This window comes from Rhodoluna sp. (assembly GCF_036721215.1).
GTDB lineage: Bacteria > Actinomycetota > Actinomycetes > Actinomycetales > Microbacteriaceae > Rhodoluna.
Genome location: NZ_DAIMLM010000004.1, coordinates 1 through 19,136, shown reverse-complemented (window position 1 = coordinate 19,136; position 19,136 = coordinate 1). Strand labels below are relative to the sequence as shown.

Annotated in this window: 19 protein-coding genes; 9 read left to right on the top strand and 10 right to left on the bottom strand. The window is 49.2% G+C overall.

Annotated features, from left to right (window positions below; all coding sequences use genetic code 11):
• The first annotated feature begins 3 nt into the window (after positions 1–3).
• Genes AC9UCN_RS06340 through AC9UCN_RS06325 form a run of 4 tightly spaced genes read left to right on the top strand, consistent with a single transcriptional unit; the run spans position 4 to position 3,565 of the window.
• Entirely contained in the window at positions 4–939 is a 936-nt protein-coding gene (locus AC9UCN_RS06340) for an efflux RND transporter periplasmic adaptor subunit (RefSeq protein ID WP_509525060.1), read from the top strand.
• A complete protein-coding gene (locus AC9UCN_RS06335; protein WP_509525058.1) occupies positions 932–1,624 on the top strand; it encodes an ABC transporter ATP-binding protein in 693 nt (230 codons plus the stop codon). Before AC9UCN_RS06340 ends, AC9UCN_RS06335 begins: the two co-directional genes overlap by 8 nt.
• Entirely contained in the window at positions 1,621–2,787 is a 1,167-nt protein-coding gene (locus AC9UCN_RS06330) for an ABC transporter permease (RefSeq protein WP_509525056.1), read from the top strand. Before AC9UCN_RS06335 ends, AC9UCN_RS06330 begins: the two co-directional genes overlap by 4 nt.
• Before the next feature lie 55 nt (positions 2,788–2,842).
• Positions 2,843–3,565 carry a type 1 glutamine amidotransferase gene (locus tag AC9UCN_RS06325; RefSeq protein WP_509525053.1) on the top strand — a complete coding sequence of 241 codons (723 nt, stop codon included), beginning with the start codon at positions 2,843–2,845 and terminating at the stop codon, positions 3,563–3,565.
• Here the strand turns inward: AC9UCN_RS06325 and AC9UCN_RS06320 are convergent.
• The 4 genes from AC9UCN_RS06320 to AC9UCN_RS06305 are packed head-to-tail and all read right to left on the bottom strand — an operon-like array spanning position 3,560 to position 7,793.
• Complete coding sequence (locus AC9UCN_RS06320; protein WP_509525051.1) at positions 3,560–4,348, bottom strand: 3-oxoacyl-ACP reductase; 789 nt, start codon at positions 4,346–4,348, stop codon at positions 3,560–3,562. The two genes, AC9UCN_RS06325 and AC9UCN_RS06320, sit on opposite strands and share 6 nt — an antisense overlap.
• A 10-nt stretch (positions 4,349–4,358) precedes the next feature.
• A complete protein-coding gene (locus tag AC9UCN_RS06315) occupies positions 4,359–5,714 on the bottom strand; it encodes an aldehyde dehydrogenase family protein (RefSeq protein ID WP_509525048.1) in 1,356 nt (451 codons plus the stop codon).
• On the bottom strand, positions 5,711–6,442 hold the full coding sequence (locus AC9UCN_RS06310; RefSeq protein WP_509525046.1) for a gamma-glutamyl-gamma-aminobutyrate hydrolase family protein: 732 nt from the start codon (positions 6,440–6,442) through the stop codon (positions 5,711–5,713). The genes AC9UCN_RS06315 and AC9UCN_RS06310 overlap by 4 nt, the downstream gene beginning before the upstream one ends.
• Positions 6,429–7,793, bottom strand: coding sequence for a glutamine synthetase family protein (locus AC9UCN_RS06305; RefSeq protein ID WP_509525045.1), 1,365 nt, complete (start codon positions 7,791–7,793; stop codon positions 6,429–6,431). The genes AC9UCN_RS06310 and AC9UCN_RS06305 overlap by 14 nt, the downstream gene beginning before the upstream one ends.
• Before the next feature lie 269 nt (positions 7,794–8,062).
• On the opposite strand from AC9UCN_RS06305, the gene AC9UCN_RS06300 reads away from it, so the two are divergent.
• From AC9UCN_RS06300 to pntB, 5 genes are all read left to right on the top strand, one after another.
• Positions 8,063–9,538: an amino acid permease gene (locus AC9UCN_RS06300; protein ID WP_509525043.1), complete on the top strand. Its 1,476-nt coding sequence runs from the start codon at positions 8,063–8,065 to the stop codon at positions 9,536–9,538.
• A gap of 57 nt (positions 9,539–9,595) precedes the next feature.
• Entirely contained in the window at positions 9,596–10,945 is a 1,350-nt protein-coding gene (locus tag AC9UCN_RS06295) for an L-serine ammonia-lyase (RefSeq protein WP_509525041.1), read from the top strand.
• Between the two features lie 7 nt (positions 10,946–10,952).
• Positions 10,953–11,597, top strand: a complete 645-nt coding sequence (locus AC9UCN_RS06290; protein ID WP_509525038.1) for an LON peptidase substrate-binding domain-containing protein — start codon at positions 10,953–10,955, stop codon at positions 11,595–11,597.
• A gap of 68 nt (positions 11,598–11,665) precedes the next feature.
• Positions 11,666–13,198 carry a Re/Si-specific NAD(P)(+) transhydrogenase subunit alpha gene (locus tag AC9UCN_RS06285; protein WP_509525036.1) on the top strand — a complete coding sequence of 511 codons (1,533 nt, stop codon included), beginning with the start codon at positions 11,666–11,668 and terminating at the stop codon, positions 13,196–13,198.
• The gene (gene pntB / locus AC9UCN_RS06280; RefSeq protein WP_509525033.1) at positions 13,198–14,595 is read left to right on the top strand and encodes a Re/Si-specific NAD(P)(+) transhydrogenase subunit beta; all 1,398 of its coding nucleotides are present in this window, start codon (positions 13,198–13,200) and stop codon (positions 14,593–14,595) included. The genes AC9UCN_RS06285 and pntB overlap by 1 nt, the downstream gene beginning before the upstream one ends.
• 64 nt (positions 14,596–14,659) lie before the next feature.
• Here the strand turns inward: pntB and AC9UCN_RS06275 are convergent, their stop codons facing one another.
• The 6 genes from AC9UCN_RS06275 to AC9UCN_RS06250 form a co-directional block, all read right to left on the bottom strand.
• Positions 14,660–15,295: a TetR/AcrR family transcriptional regulator gene (locus AC9UCN_RS06275; protein ID WP_509525030.1), complete on the bottom strand. Its 636-nt coding sequence runs from the start codon at positions 15,293–15,295 to the stop codon at positions 14,660–14,662.
• Positions 15,296–15,776: 481 nt separating this feature from the next.
• Positions 15,777–16,235, bottom strand: a complete 459-nt coding sequence (locus AC9UCN_RS06270; protein ID WP_509525028.1) for a small multi-drug export protein — start codon at positions 16,233–16,235, stop codon at positions 15,777–15,779.
• Positions 16,232–17,398, bottom strand: coding sequence for a DUF418 domain-containing protein (locus AC9UCN_RS06265; protein WP_509525025.1), 1,167 nt, complete (start codon positions 17,396–17,398; stop codon positions 16,232–16,234). Before AC9UCN_RS06265 ends, AC9UCN_RS06270 begins: the two co-directional genes overlap by 4 nt.
• 1 nt (position 17,399) lies before the next feature.
• Positions 17,400–17,945 carry a hypothetical protein gene (locus tag AC9UCN_RS06260; protein WP_509525023.1) on the bottom strand — a complete coding sequence of 182 codons (546 nt, stop codon included), beginning with the start codon at positions 17,943–17,945 and terminating at the stop codon, positions 17,400–17,402.
• Positions 17,945–18,181, bottom strand: a complete 237-nt coding sequence (locus AC9UCN_RS06255; protein ID WP_509525020.1) for a helix-turn-helix transcriptional regulator — start codon at positions 18,179–18,181, stop codon at positions 17,945–17,947. Before AC9UCN_RS06255 ends, AC9UCN_RS06260 begins: the two co-directional genes overlap by 1 nt.
• Before the next feature lie 76 nt (positions 18,182–18,257).
• The gene (locus tag AC9UCN_RS06250) at positions 18,258–18,902 is read right to left on the bottom strand and encodes a LysE family translocator (protein ID WP_509525018.1); all 645 of its coding nucleotides are present in this window, start codon (positions 18,900–18,902) and stop codon (positions 18,258–18,260) included.
• Positions 18,903–19,136: the final 234 nt, after the last annotated feature.

Below are 19,136 nucleotides of genomic sequence, written 5' to 3'. Positions count from 1 at the left end.
AAGATGAAAAAGCGACGTTGGTTGTGGTTTGTTGGATCTGCAGTTGCTTTGGTGGCGGTTATCGCATCAATAGCTATTCCTGCCCTTACTGAGCAGACGCAGTATGAGACTTATGAGGTAACTCCAACGGCTGTTGTGAAGACCGTGGCTGCTAATGGTCAACTCGCTGAGTCGCAGCTATTGGCTTATGGCCCGAGTGAACAACCAATTCTTGTATCCGCTAATGGATCTCAAGCATTGCCTGCCCAATTTGGAATCAGTTTAGAAATTAACCAAATTGAGGTAGCAGAAGGTCAATCAGTAGCAGAAGGAGATTTACTCTTCAGCTTCAACTCCCAACTAGGGCAATCGGTTGAGGTTACCGCAATCGCTGATGGCATCGTTCGTTCTGTTGATACCTCTGAGGGACTAAGAACTTCTGGACAGGTCGTGAGTGTTGGAAGCGCCGTGCCGGTGGTTTCAGTTTTTGCTAGCGAGTATGACGCAGACTTGTTGGATATTGGCCAGAAGGCCACCATTGAATTAGATGCCATAAATGCTGTTTTTGAAGGTGCTGTTATTTCAATTGGTGAAGTTGCCAAGTCCGTAAGCGGTATCAAGCAGTATGAGGTTTTGGTTGAAGTAACCAAGATTCCAACCGGCGCCCGCTTCGGCATGAGCGCAACTGCAGAGATAGAAGTTGAGCGGTCAGGTTCGGTTCTAGCCGTTCCGTTTAGTGCTCTCATTGGAGAGCTACCGGAACTTCAGATCTTGGTTACTAGAGCATCTGGTGGTCAGAGCGTAACAACAGTCGAGGTCAAACTTGGCACCAGGGGAGATAGCCTCGTAGAAATCACTTCAGGTCTTCAAGCTGGCGATCTTGTAATCATCGGCCTAGCGGGAGATGTTCCAAGCCCGGTTGAGTTCGGTCCTCCTCGCGGAGCCGGAAACAATGGCTAATGAAGTTGTTCGGCTAGATAAAGTTCGCCGAGACTATTTAGTTGGCGATCAGATCACAACTGCCCTGGATGGCGTTGATCTAGTAATAGAGCGCGGTGAATTTGTAGCAATTGTTGGACCATCGGGAAGTGGTAAGTCCACCATGATGAATCTAATTGGCTGCCTAGATAGGCCAAGTGCTGGAACGGTTTTTATTTCCGGAGACCCAACTAACGAACTCACCGATAATCAACTAACCAGTCTTCGCTCGAAAGCCATCGGGTTTGTCTTTCAGCAGTTCCAGCTTCTTCCAAATACCACAGCTATCGAAAACGTAATGGCGCCTCTTTTGTATCAAGGCATTAGCTCCAAGCAAGCAAAGAAGTCAGCATCAGCGATGCTGACCAAGCTAGGCCTTGGAGACCGGCTAAATTTTGATCGCAATCGCCTCTCTGGAGGTCAGCAGCAAAGAGTTGCTATCGCAAGGGCACTGGTTACCGGCCCAGACATTGTCTTAGCCGATGAGCCAACCGGAGCACTGGATTCCAAAACAGGAGCTGCCGTAATTGATTTATTGAAAGACCTCCATAGAGAAGGCAGAACAATCGTTTTGATCACCCACGATTTGGAGATTGCTGCCAGCGCTCCAAGAAGAGTATTTTTGCGAGATGGCCAAGTAGAACGCGACGAGCGAGGTGCCAATTGAACCTACTTGGAACAGCATCTCTTGCGCTAAATCGAATCTGGGCCACCAAAGTCCGGTCACTTCTAACCATGCTCGGTGTCGTAATTGGTGTGGCTGCCATCGTTGCCCTGACCTCAATTGTTGATGGCGCATCGCAAGGCATCAACAAATCGCTAGCAACTCTTGGAACTAACCAGCTAAACATCACTGCCATGGCTCCAGATGCTTTGACTGAGCTTGATGCTAATGCCCTGGCTGAACTTGAGAACGTGTCGGTGATGTTCGTCCAATCTCAAAACGAGGGCACGATTGCAACCGGAGACATAAGAGTAAACGCTCGATTAGTTGGAGTGTCCTCTAAGTACTTCGAAGCCGTTAAGCCAGAGATAGCACTTGGGTCTTACCTTTCTAGTAGTTCCTATGCCCAAACTGCCAAAGACGTGGTCTTTGGAGCAGATGCCGCAAATGATGTTGGACTAACAGCCGACATGCTTGGCCAAACCGTGAAGCTAAACGGGCAGGACTTTAGGTTGGTTGGTGTGCTGGACGACCAGGCAGGCTTCGGAACCGGAGGTCGAGTGTATGTGACCTTGGATTCAGCTAGAAAACTATTTAGCCAGTATCCCTACGTGTCTAGCATTGTGATTCAGGCAAATACTCCTGAACAAGTCGACGCCCTGCAAGTTACAGCAGATAGTTTGCTCAGGGAAAGGTACGGGCTTGGTGCAGACACCAAAGCTCGTTACACAATCACCAACCAGGCATCTTTGATTGCGGCGGTTAGCTCTATTACTGACACCTTGGGTCTTTTGCTCACTGGAATCGCGGCAATCAGCTTGATTGTTGGTGGTATTGGAATCATGAACATCATGCTGGTTTCTGTTCGGGAACGCACGCGAGAAATCGGAGTTCGAAGAGCTATTGGAGCTAAGCAATCAAACATCTTGACGCAGTTCTTGATTGAGGCAATTGTGCTGTCTTTGGCCGGTGGTGTTGTTGGACTAATCCTTGGCGAGATAGCAGCTTTCTTTTTGGCCATTTTGGGCGACTGGGTCTTTGCAATAAAGCTAGACACTGTTGTGCTGGCCCTTGGCTTCAGCTTGCTAGTAGGAGTGGTATTTGGAGTTTGGCCAGCCAGAACCGCAGCCAAGCTCGAGCCAATTGATGCGCTTAGGTTCGAATAACACCTGAGTTTTTTTTCTCCCTCAAGCTAGTAATCTTTTCTGCAGAGGAGATTCCATGAAAGTGCTTTTTATCCAACACGATCACGTGTCTCCGCTCGGACCGGTTGGTGAAAGATTTCAACAAATTGGGTTTGAGATTGAAACGATGCTTGTGGTCCCAAAAGAAAAGTATCGGGAGCCCAACATCGAAGTTGAATTTCCTGACTATTCAAACTACGACGTCATCATTCCACTGGGCTCACCTTGGGGAGCTTGGGATGATGCCTGTATCGGCAACTGGTTACAACCAGAACTCAAATGGATCAAAGCTGCTATTGAAGCCGATGTCCCAGTTCTTGGAATCTGCTTCGGCGGTCAACTAATGGCGCGAGCATTAGGTGGCAGCGTTGCACCAGGACCCAGACCTGAGCTTGGCTGGACATACATCTTTAGCGACCAGCAAGACCTTGTATCTAACGGTCCCTGGTTTCAGTTTCACTATGACTACTGGAAAGTTCCGCCTGGAGCTAAAGAAATTGCAAGAACCGCATTGGCCTCGCAGGCCTTCACATATCGCAAATCATTAGCCCTGCAATTCCACCCAGAACTAGACGTCGAAGTACTAGAGGGATGGTTGATCTGGGATGGCAACGATGAATTGGCAGCAGACGGACAAGACCCAAAGGTTGTTATGGAGCAAACCAGAGCTCTAACTGCTGAGTCAAGGCAGCGAGCTTTCGAGTTGGTTGATAACTTTCTCGAAAAGATTGCTCTAGTAAAGCCGAAGAAATCTTTATAGCGGAGTTACGTAAGCTCCAGAGATTCCGCCATCAACCAAGAAGGTTGAACCAGTAATAAACGAGCTGTCGTCGGATGCTAGGAATGCTACCGATGCTGCTAGTTCTTCTGGGTTAGCAAATCTTCCAATTGGGATGTGGATTAGCCTACGAGCTGCACGCTCTGGATCTTTAGCAAACAGTTCTTGTAGCAGTGGTGTATTTACAGGCCCAGGGCAAAGTGCGTTTACTCTAATTCCCTGACGGGCAAACTGGACTCCCAGCTCGCGGCTCATTGCAAGCACTCCACCTTTGGAGGCGGTGTATGAAATCTGGCTGGTAGCACTACCAAGCACAGCAACAAAGGAAGCAGTGTTGATAATCGAACCTGATTGCTGCTTGGTCATGTGCCTAAGGGCTGCACGGCAGCAAAGGTAAACGCTTTTTAGGTTTACATCTTGCACCTTTTGCCAAGCTGGAAGCTCTGTGGTTTCAATCGAGTCATCATCCGGTGGTGAGATGCCAGCGTTGTTGAAAGCGATATCAACGCTGCCAAAAAGCTTTACTGTCTCATCAAATAGGTGGTTCACCTGAGCTTCATCGGCTACGTTGACCTGGATGAAAGCACCATCAACCTCGGCGGCGGCTTTTTCGCCAGTTACCGGATCCATGTCACCGATTACGACCTTGGCACCCTCAGCAGCGAAGCGGCGGGCGGTAGCCAATCCAATACCGGAGGCACCGCCTGTGATTACGGCTACTTTGCCCGCTAGACGCTGGGTCAGATCTATCTTCTTTACTGTCATTTTGTTTCTCCTAATCAGCGGGGTAGTAAACGGTTTTTTCTTCGGTGAAGTGAAGCGGTGCATCGGGTCCAAGCTCTCGGCCAAGACCAGATTGCTTGAAGCCTCCAAATGGAGTGTTGTATCGAACGGAGGAGTGAGAGTTCACAGAAAGGTTTCCACTCTCCAAAGCCCTCGAGACCCTGATTCCACGTCCTAGGTCACGAGTCCAAATAGAACCACTTAGGCCGTATTCAGAACTGTTAGCAATCTGCAGAGCCTCGGCTTCGTCCTTGAAGCGGTAAACCGAAACAACAGGACCGAAGATCTCTTCGGTCATGCAACGATCAGTTAGCTTTGCTGGGGTTAGTACCGCAGGAGCCATGAAATATCCCTTACCAGTTGGCGCATTTCCCCTAAAGGCAACATTGCCATCGGATAGATACTCATCTACGTTTTCGAAATGCTTCTTGGAAACCAATGGACCCATCTCCGTTGCTTCATCAGTTGGGTCGCCAACTTTGTAAGCCTTGACTGATTTTTCTAAGCCCTCCATGAAGCGGTCATAAACAGAAGCTTCAACCAAGATGCGGCTTCTTGCGCAGCAGTCCTGGCCAGCGTTTTCAAATACCGAGCTAGGCGCAGCTGCTGCTGCCTTATCAACATCAGCATCAGCAAAAACAATGTTGGCGCTCTTGCCCCCAAGCTCGAGAGTTACTCTCTTGACCTGGTCAGCAGCCTTGCGCATAACCTGCTTGCCAACTTCAGTGGATCCAGTGAAGACAACTTTGCCAACCTTAGGGTGGGTCAGGAACCTATCTCCAACTACTGATCCCTTACCTGGGATTACCTGGAATAGTCCTTCTGGAAGACCCGCCTCTAGAGCAAGCTCGCCAATCTTGACGCTAGATAAAGGTGTCCACTCGGCTGGCTTTAGAACAACTGCATTGCCAGCAGCTAGTGCCGGAGCAAAACCCCAGCTGGCAATGGTCATTGGGAAATTCCAAGGGGTTATAACTCCAACAACACCAATTGGTTCGTTGAAGGTAACGGCTATTCCGCCAGCAACTGGAATCTGTTTTCCAATTAGCCGCTCAGGAGAAGCCGAGTAATACTCGAGCACGTTTCTAACGTGAGTTGCCTCCCAGCGAGCCTGGGAGATTGGGTGACCAGAGTTTCGAACCTCTAGCTGAGCTAGGGCCTCGATGTTGGCATCTACCGTGGCTGCAAAGCGGTGCAACAACATGGCTCGATCAGAAGGGTTTAGGGCAGCCCACTTCTTTTGGGCCTTAGCGGCTAGCTCAATTGCAGCATCGGTTTGGCCCAGGTCAGCGTGTGCGATGGTTTCCATCTGCTCTTCGGTGGCTGGGTTTATCAGGGTGTAGCTCATTTAGATCCTCGATACTTTCTTGCCGCTTCGACTAGGCCTTCAAAGATTCTTAGATCTTCAAGAGTTTGCTCTGGGTGCCACTGAACCGCAACACCAAATGGGTGATCTTCAAGCTCCACAGCTTCAACAATTCCGTCTTCGCTCTTGGCTGTCACCTTGAGCCCTTTGCCCACTTGATCAATTGCCTGGTGGTGATACAAAGCAGCATTGGAAACTTTATCTCCGACAAGTTCGCCCAGTTTGGAATCGCCCTCTACTGATACTTCAGCTGGGGTGAACTCCGCATTGCCTTTTTGGTATCGGTTGTCACCGATTACATCCGGTAAGTGCTGAATCAAAGTTCCACCACGGTTGATGTTTAGCATCTGTGCTCCACGGCAAATTCCGAGAAATGGAAGGTCAGCCTCGATGGCTGCAGATAGAAGTTTCTCCTCGAGCTGATCACGAAGCTTGTCTGGTTCCTCGGCTTCACCATGAGGGGCTTGGCCATATCTAGATGGATCAATGTCTCTTCCACCACAAAGCATCAGCCCATCTAAAGAGGCAATGATGTCTTTAGCTTCTGCGGTTTCAAGCTGCTGCGGCGGGATCATTACAGCTACCCCACCTGATCGGGTAATGCCTTCTATATAGAAGGCAGGGATCATTGCCATCTCGGTGTCCCAGACTCCGGTTTGACCTTGCTGGCGGTAGCTCGTCAGTCCAATAAGGGGTTTAGGTCCGCTCAAAGCCGCGCACCCTCTCCCAATCGGTAATGGCGCTATTGAAAGCTTGAATCTCAGTCTTGGCGTAGTGGAGATAGTGGTCAACAACCTTGTCACCGAAGCTAGCTCTAGCGATCTTGGAGTTTCGGAAAAGATCCAAGGCCTCTTGCATGGTGGCTGGAACATGAGGCTTTCCGGAGGCGTAGCCATTTCCGGTGGTCATCGGCTCCAGCTCAAGCTTGTTCTCAATGCCATAGATTCCAGCTGCGATCATGGCGGCGGTGGCTAGGTACTGGTTGACATCTCCTCCAGGAACGCGGTTTTCAACTCGCATTCCAAGCCCTTGGCCAACAACGCGCAAAGAAACAGTACGGTTGTCAGCGCCCCAGGCAACAGATGTTGGAGCAAAGCTTCCTTCAACGAACCTTTTATATGAATTGATCTGAGGAGCGTAAAGCAAGCTGAATTCGCGCATCAGGGCAATTTGTCCAGCAATGAAGTGCTTGAAGGTATCTGACATGCCAAGCGGATCGGCTTTGTCGGCAAAGACTGCCTTGTCGTCAAGCGAGCGGAAGGACATGTGAATGTGACAGGAGTTGCCTTCACGCTCGTTGTACTTAGCCATAAACGTCAAGCTCTTGCCATGCTTATCGGCAATCATCTTCGCGCCTGATTTGTAGATGCTGTGGTTATCGCAGGTAGTCATAACCTCGTCGTATAGGAATGCAATTTCTTGCTGACCTAGGTTGCACTCACCCTTCACGCCTTCGCAATACATTCCAGCATCATCCATCGAGTTTCTGATTTCCCTTAGGAGAGGTTCGACTCTTGTTGAAGCGAGTAGGTCGTAGTCAACGTTGTAATCGGTAGAAGGCTTGATGTCACGATAGCCTTTGGCCCAAGCTTCCCTGAAGCTGTCGTCAAAAACAATGAATTCAAGCTCGGTTCCAACCAGCGCTTTCATTCCCATCTTTTCCAGCTTGTCGATTTGAGCTTTCAAGATTGAACGAGGGGACTGAGGAATAACTTGGTGTGATGTGGTGTGAAGATCGGTGGTAACAATTACGCTGCCAGGAAGCCATGGGGCCATGCGCATGGTTTTCATATCTGGAACCATTGCCATGTCTGCGTAGCCGGTATCCCAAGAGGAGATCTCATAGCCCTGGATGGTGTTGTTTTCGATGTCGACTGCAAGTAGATAGTTGCAGCACTCGGCTGCGTGACCTGCGATGTTGTCGATGAAGTGCCTAGCGGCTACTCGCTTGCCGATTAGCCTTCCCTGCATGTCGGTAAACGCCATAATGACGGTGTCTATTTCACCAGCTTTATAGAGAGTTTTGAGCTGGTCCATTGAAATGTAGCCTTTGGTGGCCATAGGTAATTCCTCTTCTTTGAGGTTGGTTTTCCAACCACGACATTACAGGAGAGTTCTCCACTGCTTATTAAACCAGCCTAGACCTAGGGCCAGAGGGCCAGAACGGCCCCCTAAATTGTTTACAAATTGAACGAGGATTTTTGCCCAAAGGGCCAATTTGGGTCCTCAAATGGGTCTAGCATTCGTAGTGAAACAACCCATTCACAATGTCGTGGATGAAGCCCCTCGACCCTCGAGGTGCAATTCTGAAGCGACGGATAGGAAACCGAATGTCTTCGGAAAACACAAAAGTTTCAGGCGTTACATATAAAAAGCCTGAAGCCGGTTATTTTGAAAAACGCCAGCTGACTCGTGCGGCTGGCCTTTTGGGTCTCTGGGGACTTGCAATTGCTGCAGTTATCTCCGGTGACTTCTCAGGTTGGAACTTTGGTCTAGACGTTGGAGGCTTTGGTGGCCTCTTGATTGCCTTTGGAATTTTGGTGATCATGTACTACGGTCTGATGTTCTCGATCGGAGAAATGGCAGCTGCCATGCCTCACACTGGCGGAGCATATTCCTTTGCAAGAACCGCGATTGGACCCTGGGGAGGTTTCATCACCGGTCTTGCTGAAACAATTACCTATGTTGCAACAACTGCCGTTGTCGTTTTCTTCTCAGCATCGTATGCAGATGGAATCGCAACCGAGCTGCTCGGAGTATCACTTCCAGCTTGGGCTTGGTGGGTAATTCTCTACGTTGTGTTTATTGTTCTCAACGCTGCTGGTTCACACACCGCGTTTAGATTTGCAATTATCGTTGCGGTTGTCTCGCTAGCAATCATTCTTGTGTTCTCACTTATGGCTGCTTTCTCTGGACTGTTTAGTTGGGACAACCTCTTCAACATTGCTCCCGAAGAAGGACAGAGTGCATTCCTGCCATTTGGTATCGAAGGTATTTTGTGGGCCATTCCGTTCGCAGTTTGGTTCTTCCTAGGTATTGAAGAACTTCCACTTGCAGCTGAAGAAGCTAAAGACCCTGCCAAGGACATTCCAAAGGCTGGTCTGTGGGCACGTACCACACTGATTGCAACCGGTTTGTTGATCCTGTTCCTAAACACTGGAATCGTTGGAGCAGAGGAGCTTCGCGTTGCGGGAGAGCCACTACTTGATGGTTTCCGTGTGATGGTTGGAGATCAGCTAGCTGCCCTACTTGGACTGATTGCACTGATTGGTCTATTGGCTTCTCTTCAGGGAATCATGTTTGCTTACGCCAGAAACATGTACTCACTGTCTAGAGCTGGTTACTACCCGAAGGGTCTATCTGTTACCAACAGCAAGAACGTGCCTTTGGCATCTCTAATCGTTGGTGGACTAATCGGCTTCTTGGCTCTACTAGCCATCGAGGTCCTAACAGCTTTGGACGCTGAAGGTGCCGGTGCAGTTGCTGGAGCTATCGTTCTAAACATCGCTGTATGGGGAGCCATGCTTGCCTACATGATGCAGGCAGTTAGCTTCCTAATCCTTCGCCGCAAGCTACCAAACCTAAAGCGCCCATACGTTTCACCTTGGGGTGTTCCAGGAGCTTGGGCTGCTGCGATAATCGCAGGTATTTCATTCGTTGGATACCTAATCAACCCTGCGTTCCAAACTGCCATCTTCGGTATCGCTGTGATCTACGTGATTATGTTGATCATCTTCGCGGTATACGGAAGACACAACCTAGTTATGTCTCCTGAAGAGGAATACGCAATTAAGAACAACAAGTAAATTAGTGATGAGAGACGGGCCGGCATTGCGCCGGCCCGTTTTCACGAACGGAAGCAAATGACATACGTAGGAACACTAGATCTATTCACCATAGGAATAGGACCATCTTCTTCTCACACCGTGGGACCGATGAGAGCAGCTCGCGCCTTTGCGCTGGAGCTTGATAATCCCCAAGATATAACTCGCATTCAAGTAACGCTTTATGGATCTTTGGCCGCTACCGGCGCAGGACATGGAACTACCAACGCCTTAGTTGCTGGTCTTGCAGGCAACACTCCAGAAGAGTGCAATCCAATGGAAGTTCTAAAACTCTACGAGAACGCCAAAGCCAACAAGCAGATTTCTCTTCTTGGAAACACTGTTGCCTTTAGCGAAAGTGACCTAGTTTTTGAGCGCAAAGAAAGGCTGACTAAGCATTCAAACGGCATGAGATTCCAGGCTTACAAAAACGATGAACTGATTCACGGCGCGGTCTTCTTCTCAGTTGGTGGCGGCTTTATCGAGGGTGAAACAGAAACCCTAAAGGTCCATAGGGATGTTCCATACCCTTTCAATTCCGCGGTTGAGTTGATGGCCCATGCCAACTCCGAAAGGGTCTCAATTGCGGAAATTGCCTATCGCAATGAGGTGGCAATCCATGGCGAGCAGGCCGTTCACGCCAGGCTTGCCTCGATATGGTCTGCCATGAAGGCCTGTATTCAATCCGGGCTTAGCAATGAGGGGGTCTTACCTGGGTACCTCAATGTCCCAAGAAGAGCTCGCGGCATGACAGAGCGCCTGGCCGAAATGTCCAAAAGCGAAAACAGCGCAGGGGATCTAACAGCCGAATGGCTTCAGGCCTTTGCCATTGCCGTAAACGAAGAAAATGCCGCAGGGATGCGGGTTGTCACTGCTCCAACAAATGGTGCCGCCGGCATCATTCCTGCGGTTGCGTACTTTGCCAATCAGTTCCGTGGAATAAGCGACGAAAAGATTGCGCGCGATTATTTGTTAACCGCTGGAGCAATTGGCGCGCTCTATAAGTTAAATGCTTCTATTTCTGGAGCAGAGGCTGGGTGTCAGGGCGAAGTTGGATCAGCTTGCTCTATGGCCGCTGCAGGAATTACTGCTGTGCTGGGTGGCACGAACGAGCAGGTTGAGAACGCTGCGGAAATTGCCATGGAGCACAACCTAGGACTGACTTGCGATCCAGTGGGAGGCTTTGTTCAACTGCCCTGCATTGAAAGAAATGCCATTGCAGCAGGAACTGCGGTTGCAGCCATGAGGCTAGCTATGTTGGGGGATGGCGATCACAAGATCTCTTTGGATACCGTGATTGAAACCATGAGACAAACCGGTGTTGACATGTCTACCAAGTACAAAGAGACCTCGATGGGTGGCTTGGCCGTAAACGTTGTCGAGTGCTAACTGAACCATGCCAGTAATGCCCATGTTCCCCCTAGGCTCTGTTTTGTTGCCTGCCATGCCACTACCGCTTCGAATCTTTGAGCAGCGCTACCTAAAGCTGTTAGGCGATCTTGTGGCTTCCGAGAAACCAGAGTTTGGAGTTGTGCTAATCGAGCGCGGTAAAGAAGTAGGCGGTGGAGAAAAGCGTATGAGCATAGGAACCATTGCCTCCGTTACCGAGATTGGCACCACACAAGAATTCCTAGGACTGGAATCTTTCGGATCACAAAGATTTAGAGTGAACGCTTGGTTACCCGATGACCCCTATCCACTTGCCGACGTCGAGTTGCTTCCCGACTTGATTTGGGACGATAGCCTCCTTCCCGCCAAAGCTCATCTGGAAACAAAAGTTCGGCAATTACTGGCTTTTGTTAGCGAATTTGGCAGCCTCCAGTTTGGCGCTGACATCGAATTCAGCGATGATCCAATGGATGCCTGCTGGCAGATGGCTGGGGTGCTTCCAGTTGGCCCACTGGATCAACTAGACCTACTTAGCTCCCAGTCGGCAGAAGAGCTGATTTCGAGGACTTACGAAATAGTCAAGACCGCAAATGAAACCCTAACCGCCATGATCAATCAGCAATCTAACGATGGTGACATTAGGCCTGAATAGGCGCTCGCCATTTGGGCCTCAAACGCCCCTCTAGACTTATGCTGAACTAGATTTCCCGAAGGAGCAAAGTGTCATTAATTGGTGTGGTTGCAGAGCAGGAAGCTGAATCTAGGGTTGCCGCAACCCCTGAGACAGTCAAGGTTATTCGCTCCCTTGGCTATGAAGTTGTGGTTGAAAAAGGCGCCGGGATTAAGGCTTCATTTCCAGACTCTGCCTACGAAGCGGCTGGGGCCAAGATTGATAGCCAGGCTGCTGCCTGGGGTGCAGACATTGTTCTTACCGTTAGCGCTCCATCAGATTCCGAGATCAGCAATCTCAAAAAAGGCGCAGTTCTTGTTGGAGTTTTAAGCCCAGCCCTAAAGCCTGAACTACTTGAGTCTCTTTCTAAGCAGGGCGTCACGGCGCTCGCGATGGACGCGGTCCCAAGAATCTCACGTGCGCAGTCAATGGACGTACTTAGCTCCATGGCAAACATCGCAGGTTACCGTGCGGTTATTGAAGCAGCCCATGAATTTGGTCGCTTCTTCACCGGCCAGGTTACTGCTGCTGGAAAAGTTGCACCTGCCAAAGTCCTTGTTGCTGGAGCGGGTGTTGCAGGTCTTGCAGCGATTGGTTCTGCATCAAGTCTTGGAGCAATTGTTCGAGCAACTGATCCAAGACCAGAGGTAGCCGATCAGGTGAAATCAATTGGTGGAGAATATCTCTTGGTTGAAGTCGAAGAGCAGATGCAGTCAAGCGATGGCTATGCCAAAGAAACTAGCAAGGCTTACGAACAAAGAGCTGCCGAGATTTATTCAGAGCAAGCAGCTGATGTTGACATCATTATTACTACCGCCCTAATTCCTGGAAGACCAGCTCCGAAGCTAATTACTGCTGAGGACGTTGCCCTTATGAAGCCTGGCAGCGTAATTGTTGACATGGCCGCAGCTCAGGGTGGAAATGTGGCGGGATCTGTTGCTGGAAAGAAAATTGTCACCGCTAACGGTGTCACCATTCTTGGCTATACGGACTTACCTTCCAGACTCCCGGCTCAGTCCTCGCAGCTTTATGGAACAAACCTGGTAAACCTTTTGAAGCTACTAACTCCTGGTAAGGACGGTAAGGCTGTCATCGACTTTGAAGATGTTGTGATGCGCTCGGTCACCGTGGTCAAGGATGGTGCTACCACCTGGCCACCGCCACCGGTTCAGGTATCAGCGGCACCGGTAGCGAAGGCTGAGCCTGTTGTGATTCCAGAGAAGAAAAAGATGCCTGGTAGGACCAGAGCACTCTTGATTGGCTTGGGCCTAGCGGCACTGTTTGGTGTTGTGACCCTTGCTCCAGCTCCTCTTCCGGAGCACTTCTTAGTTTTGATGCTTTCGGTTGTAATTGGTTTCTATGTGATTGGCAAAGTCCACCACGCCCTTCACACACCTCTAATGTCTGTGACAAATGCCATCTCTGGAATTGTGGTTGTGGCTGCCGTATTGCAGATCACCGACGCCATCTTGCTGGTTCAGATTCTTGCTGCTGTTGGAGTTTTACTTGCCAGCATCAACGTGTTTGGTGGTTTCGCCGTTACCTCCCGAATGCTCAAGATGTTCACGAAGGGAGATAACTAATGAGTGCACTAGCTATCGCTAACGCCGCTTATGTTGCGGCTGCCCTTTTGTTTATCATGAGCCTTGCAGGACTCAGCAAGCACGAAACTGGTAGAACCGGTGTTCGATATGGAATCGCCGGTATGGCTATCGCCATGGTGGCAACCATTTGGTTGGCCTTTTCGGGTGAGTGGAGCGACTCTGGTGTCCTTGGCCTAGGCCTTCTAGTTGGTGCACTCGCTATTGGTGCGGTTATTGGTTTATGGCGAGCAAAGGTAGTTGCCATGACTGGCATGCCAGAGCTAATTGCCCTCTTTCACAGCTTCGTAGGACTAACAGCAGTACTTGTTGGATGGAACGGAGCACTTCACGCCAAGGAACTAAGTCCAGATCTCGCCGCTGTTCATAGCGCTGAGGTATTCATTGGTGTGTTTATTGGAGCCATTACCTTTACTGGTTCCATCGTTGCCTACCTAAAGCTCTCGGCAAAAATATCTTCAAAGCCATTGATTCTGCCAGGCAGAAACTTCTTGAATCTCTTTGCACTAGTTGGCTTCGTAGCTCTAACCGTTGCCTACGTTGTCACCCCAGAACTGGGTCTACTAATAGCAGTGACAGTATTGGCCCTAGCTCTTGGTTGGCACCTCGTTGCATCTATCGGTGGTGGAGATATGCCGGTAGTTGTCTCGATGCTAAATAGCTACTCGGGTTGGGCAGCTGCTGCAACCGGTTTCCTTTTGAGCAACAACTTGTTGATTGTGACCGGTGCGCTGGTTGGATCCTCCGGTGCTTACCTTTCTTACATCATGTGCCGGGCGATGAACCGAAGCTTTATCTCGGTTATCTTTGGAGGCTATGGAATTCAAGCCCCTTCCGAATCTGAAGAGGAAACCGGCGAGCACACCGAGATCGATGCTGCCTCTGTAGCAGAGCTTCTAAAGAGCGCTAAGTCGGTAGTTATCACCCCAGGTTATGGAATGGCCGTAGCTCAAGCTCAGTACCCTGTTGCGGAACTTGCCAAGAAACTTCGCGAGATGGGTGTCCAGGTCCGCTTCGGTATTCACCCAGTTGCAGGAAGACTTCCAGGGCACATGAACGTTCTACTTGCAGAAGCCAAGGTTCCTTACGACATCGTTCTAGAAATGGACGAGATCAACGACGACCTAGCTGGCACCAATGTGGTTTTGGTGATCGGAGCCAACGACACCGTCAACCCTGCCGCAACTGAAAACCCATCTAGTCCAATCGCAGGTATGCCGGTGCTAAAGGTTTGGGAAGCAGAGAACGTGATTGTCTTCAAGCGATCGATGGCTTCTGGTTACGCCGGTGTTGCCAACCCGCTGTTTTACAAGCCGAATGCCAAGATGCTCTTTGGTGATGCTAAAGAACGAGTTAACGACATTCTTAAGTCGCTCTAAGTCAATTCTTTAGCCCAGGTTAAGGTTGCGAATCTCGTTCGGGTGGTAACTGAGTCTGACTGAATTACAGAAATGTTGAAAGCGGACGAGAAACAATTGATTTTGCTTTCTCAGGGCTGATATTCCAAATCCCAAGTGCTATGCCTAAAGAAACATCAGCATCCGCTGGCGAAAGCTCATTTGTTGTGTGGACGCCATGCAGAATTCCTGCAATACAGTAACTGAACAACCTAGTTCGTTTATCGAAGTCAGACTTAGTTAAACCTCCGAGGCGCGCAACTTTTTTTAGGGCGGGCAACGCATCTGCCTGAACTGCTTCGATTGCAAACCCAGGATAAGACAGTGATTTGCTGATAAGTCTGCTGAACTCAGGATGAGTCTTTGCAGCTCGGAATAACTTTCTACACACGTCGATCATCGTTTCGAAGTTTTCGTCAGCAGGAATGCCGCCATGCGCCCAGTCAATCCACTCTCGCCAAGCCTCGGCGAGGGCTTCTTTGAACAACGTTTCTTTGTTGTAGAAATGGTTATAAATCGTTGTTGACGATACCCCAGCGTGCGCCACAAACTGCTCCACAGTGGCCTCCGGCCCGATATCTGCGAGCACCTCTTGAGCAGATTTGATCAGGGCTAGTCGATTGCGCTGGGAAGCCGAGAGCGGCTGACCGCCATTGTTCTCCTGTTTTTGCTTGCTCGCCACATTAACAGTTTATGAACTAACCAGGCAGGGGCAACCAGTTTTAGTAACAATCTGCCAAAATTGGCATGTTATTCCAAATATGGCATAATCTAACAAAGTTAAGGTTGAAAGATTTCCCTTGGCCACACTTCGTGCTCTTCATCGAATGTGCTCAGAAGGAATCTAGGGAGTCGAGAGAGCAAGGAAAATGAGCACAAATCGCTATTTAGGAGTCGGCGCATCTGCGACACGTCCCGACGAACAACCTGGGAGATTCACTTCACGGTGGGCCATTCCAAGAGTGGAACCTCAAGTTGAGTCAAAGCCGAAGAAGAAAAAATGGCAGATTAACAACATAGTTTTACTGTTTATCATTTTTGTTTTCAAACAGGCCAAAAAGTTATTCTCTAGCGGCAGTAATCGGGCCTAGGGTGAAATAGCTTTCGCGGAGTAAAGTGTTCGAATGATCAAAGACCAGTTAACTCTGGATGTTTTCTAGTGATCACAAATCGACTACGGAAACCCCGAGAGCGACCATAACCCAAGCAATTGCGATTGCCCAAAGGACCATGGCAGCAGAGATCAATAGCGTTACCTTTAATGGTTTTACTCCAGCTGCTACCGAAGCAGCTGCAGCAAACTGAGTTCCAATAAGGATTGGGCCTAGCACGGCCATCCCATAGATTCCATACTTATCAAAGGCCTGCTGGGCCTTGATTAGTTTTGGTGATTCGGCAGTTTTACCCTTGGTCACTCTCCTGCGAATAATCCAGTTTCGGATTGAGTTGCCACCATAGGCGAACACTGCGATTGTGATTATGTTTCCTGTGGCGGCAGCGATCACTGTCAGCACTGGATCTAGTCCAAACAGGATTCCGGCTGGCACCACTGCAATTGCCTCAAACCATGGGATTGCTCCAGCAAGGAACACTCCAAATAGGCCAAGTTGCTCTAGGTTCATGATTTCCTCTCAAATAATCTGGAGAAGCTCGAAAGCAGTGCTTCCATAGGCCCCCTGGTTCGGTAACGAAGGTTTAGTAGTGCTAACAAAGCGAGAGCAAGCCAGGTTGCAACTGCAATTAAAACCACGTAAAGCAAGCTAAGTTCTTGGAACAACCCGAAGCCCCACGCCGAGAACAAAGTGGAAAACACCAAGGATTGACCAAGGTAGATGCTCAGCGAGTGACGACCAGCGGCACTTAGAAGTGAAAGCTTCATCTTTTGGCTAAGTAGCCAAAGTCCACCAACTAATCCTGCTGACATCAGGGGAGCGGTCAAGAAATTCATTGCAATTGCGATTAGGTACAAGCTAAGGCTGTAACTCTCAGCTTGTTCGTTTGTAATGAAGATGTAGCCCGCAAGTAACTGAAGCCCTAGACCCAGAGTGAGTCCCCAGATAGCAAATTTCTTCATTAGCTCTGGCTTCAAGGAAGCGCCGAGTCCACCCTTTCGAGCAACGAGCACACCAATAATAAATGCAACAAAGACCAGAGATCCCTGAAGCAAAAATGCCGGCCCGGCTGCAATTAGCCAGAATTCAAATCTGGCAGCAGCTATCTCTAGGAAACCACCTGAAGTCAAAGCAACGTCTAGGAAGTCAATCGATTCTTGGCTCGGGAAGGTTTTTCCTTTGGACGCTAAGAACACTTCGCCAAGATAAACCAGGAGTGAAATTGCAACAAACAACAGCGCTGTGATGATGTAAATCACCCAAGCCCATACCTTCAGAGTCTTTTCCTTACGGAAGTAAAGCAGGGTTATTAGGAGAGCAAATACCCCGTAGATAAAGAGTATGTCTCCGTGGAAGAAGAACGTTAGGTGCAGTAAACCTAGAGTCACCAAACCAACTGACCTGGCAATCCATCTTCTTCTATTGCTCTTTTCACCCTTCAGTACATAGTGAGCCGAATAGCCAAATAGGAATGAGAAAAGCAGGTAGAACTTTGCTTGAAAAAGCGCCATGACCAGGAATGCCACGGTTGCTGATTGTGGATCCGTTAGATCAAGGGCCTCAGCCCCATTGAAGGTGCTGATTGAGAAAAACTGGATGTTGACCATGGCTATGCCAAATAAGGCAAAGCCGCGAAGGACGTCGGGAAAACTGTCTCTTTGAGTTATCGCCATTTTAGATGTCCCTTTCTCGCCAAGCCAGAATCATCGAAGGCGCAGAGGCAAACGCAAAGAGTGCCGCAATAACCAGGTAGCTTCCGTCGTTACCTTCAGGCTCAAAGAGCACAAGCTCTGGACCAAAGAGCATCGCCAGAAGAATTGCAAACACTACGTACATCATGGTCAAGTAGGCATACCGGTAAGAGGTGTTGCGAATCTGAATTTGCCTCTCATCCAAAAGCTCGTCAGGGGCTTCCGCGATTCCTCTAACTGCCACTCTTAGCAGTGAGTACCCGATCAGAACCGATAGTGCGACCAAAATTCCGGTGACAACCAAAACAGTTATCTCGGTCTCAGAAGAAATGTTCAGGTTAGTTTTTAGCGTCGGGTAGTAGCTTCCCAAGGAAACTATAAGGATTCCAAGCGCGTAAAGCACAACTAGCACTCGCCTGTTGCGCTGAGACCTAAGCCACTTGAACTTCGAATTCTCATCCGTAAGCAGGGCTCTGGTGCCCTTCTCGGTCACGCCTAGTGACCAGTAGATCTTGTTCTTCTTGGACATTACTTCTTTCCTGTCTTCTTTTCATTGAGTGAAAAAAGCTCTGAAACTTCCTTATTCAGGGCCTTGGCGATGCGAAGGGCTAGGACCAGAGAGGGGCTGTATTCCCCGCGTTCTAGGTAGCCAATGGTTTGGTAGTGGACTCCAACCAGATCTGCTAGTTCTTGCCTACTCAGCCCCTGGGCAGTGCGAATCTGCTCAATCTGGTTGAATACCGGGTCTTCGGAATTTCTACTCATAGATGTAGTATAGATGCTACATAGCATTAATGCAACACGTGGAGTTTTCTACCTGATCCGGCAGAGCTAAGCCCAACTACCGAAGAATTAGAACTATTGCCAAAACCAGGATCAATAAAGCTCCTGAGTACTGGATTCCTTGCTGAACTTTGTGATTGGTGAATTTAGAAGTGATGGTGGCTGCAAAAACCAGACCAAATTGCCAAACCAGCGAACCAACAAAAACACCCAAGGCAAACAAGCCAATGCCAACTATCAAAACCCCAGTGGATGCTAACTCAGCTACCGACGGCGTGATACCTACGAAGTAAAAGGCAGTAGCGGGGTTTAGAACGGTCAGTCCAAAGAATTTTGCAAATGTTGCCAATCTTGTGGGCTTAGCTATTGGATCTGAAGACAGATTCAGGGCCGAGGATCTTCTGGCATCGATAAAAATCCTCACAGCCACAATTGTCAATATGAGAGAGCCGGCCAAGCGCATGGGAAATAGCCAGTCGGTTAGAAGGCTTATTGCTAGATTTCCAAAAGCAAAAACCACAGCGGCATAACAAAGGTCAACCGTTGCCATAGCAAGGGCACCGAAGATACCTATTCCACGACCGTGTTTGATGGTGGTGCTAATAAGCAAAATCGCCATTGGGCCTAAGGGGATAGCCAGGGCAAGTCCTGCAAAACCACCAGTTATAAACAGATCCATCAGCACCACCAGCAACAACAGCATGATGAATCGAATTCTTCATTCAACTTAGTGCTGTCGTTCACAATCTTCCCATCGATAATCTTCGATTCAAAGATTAGATGACACATCGAAGAATGTCAATGTATAGTTATGGCGTGGCTAAAGAACTCAAAATTTCGTATTCGCCAAAGGCGCTTTCAAGCCTTGCCGAGCAGTTCAAAGCACTTGGAGACGAGACTCGACTTGGGCTCATAATGGCTGTTGCGGCTAGTGAAG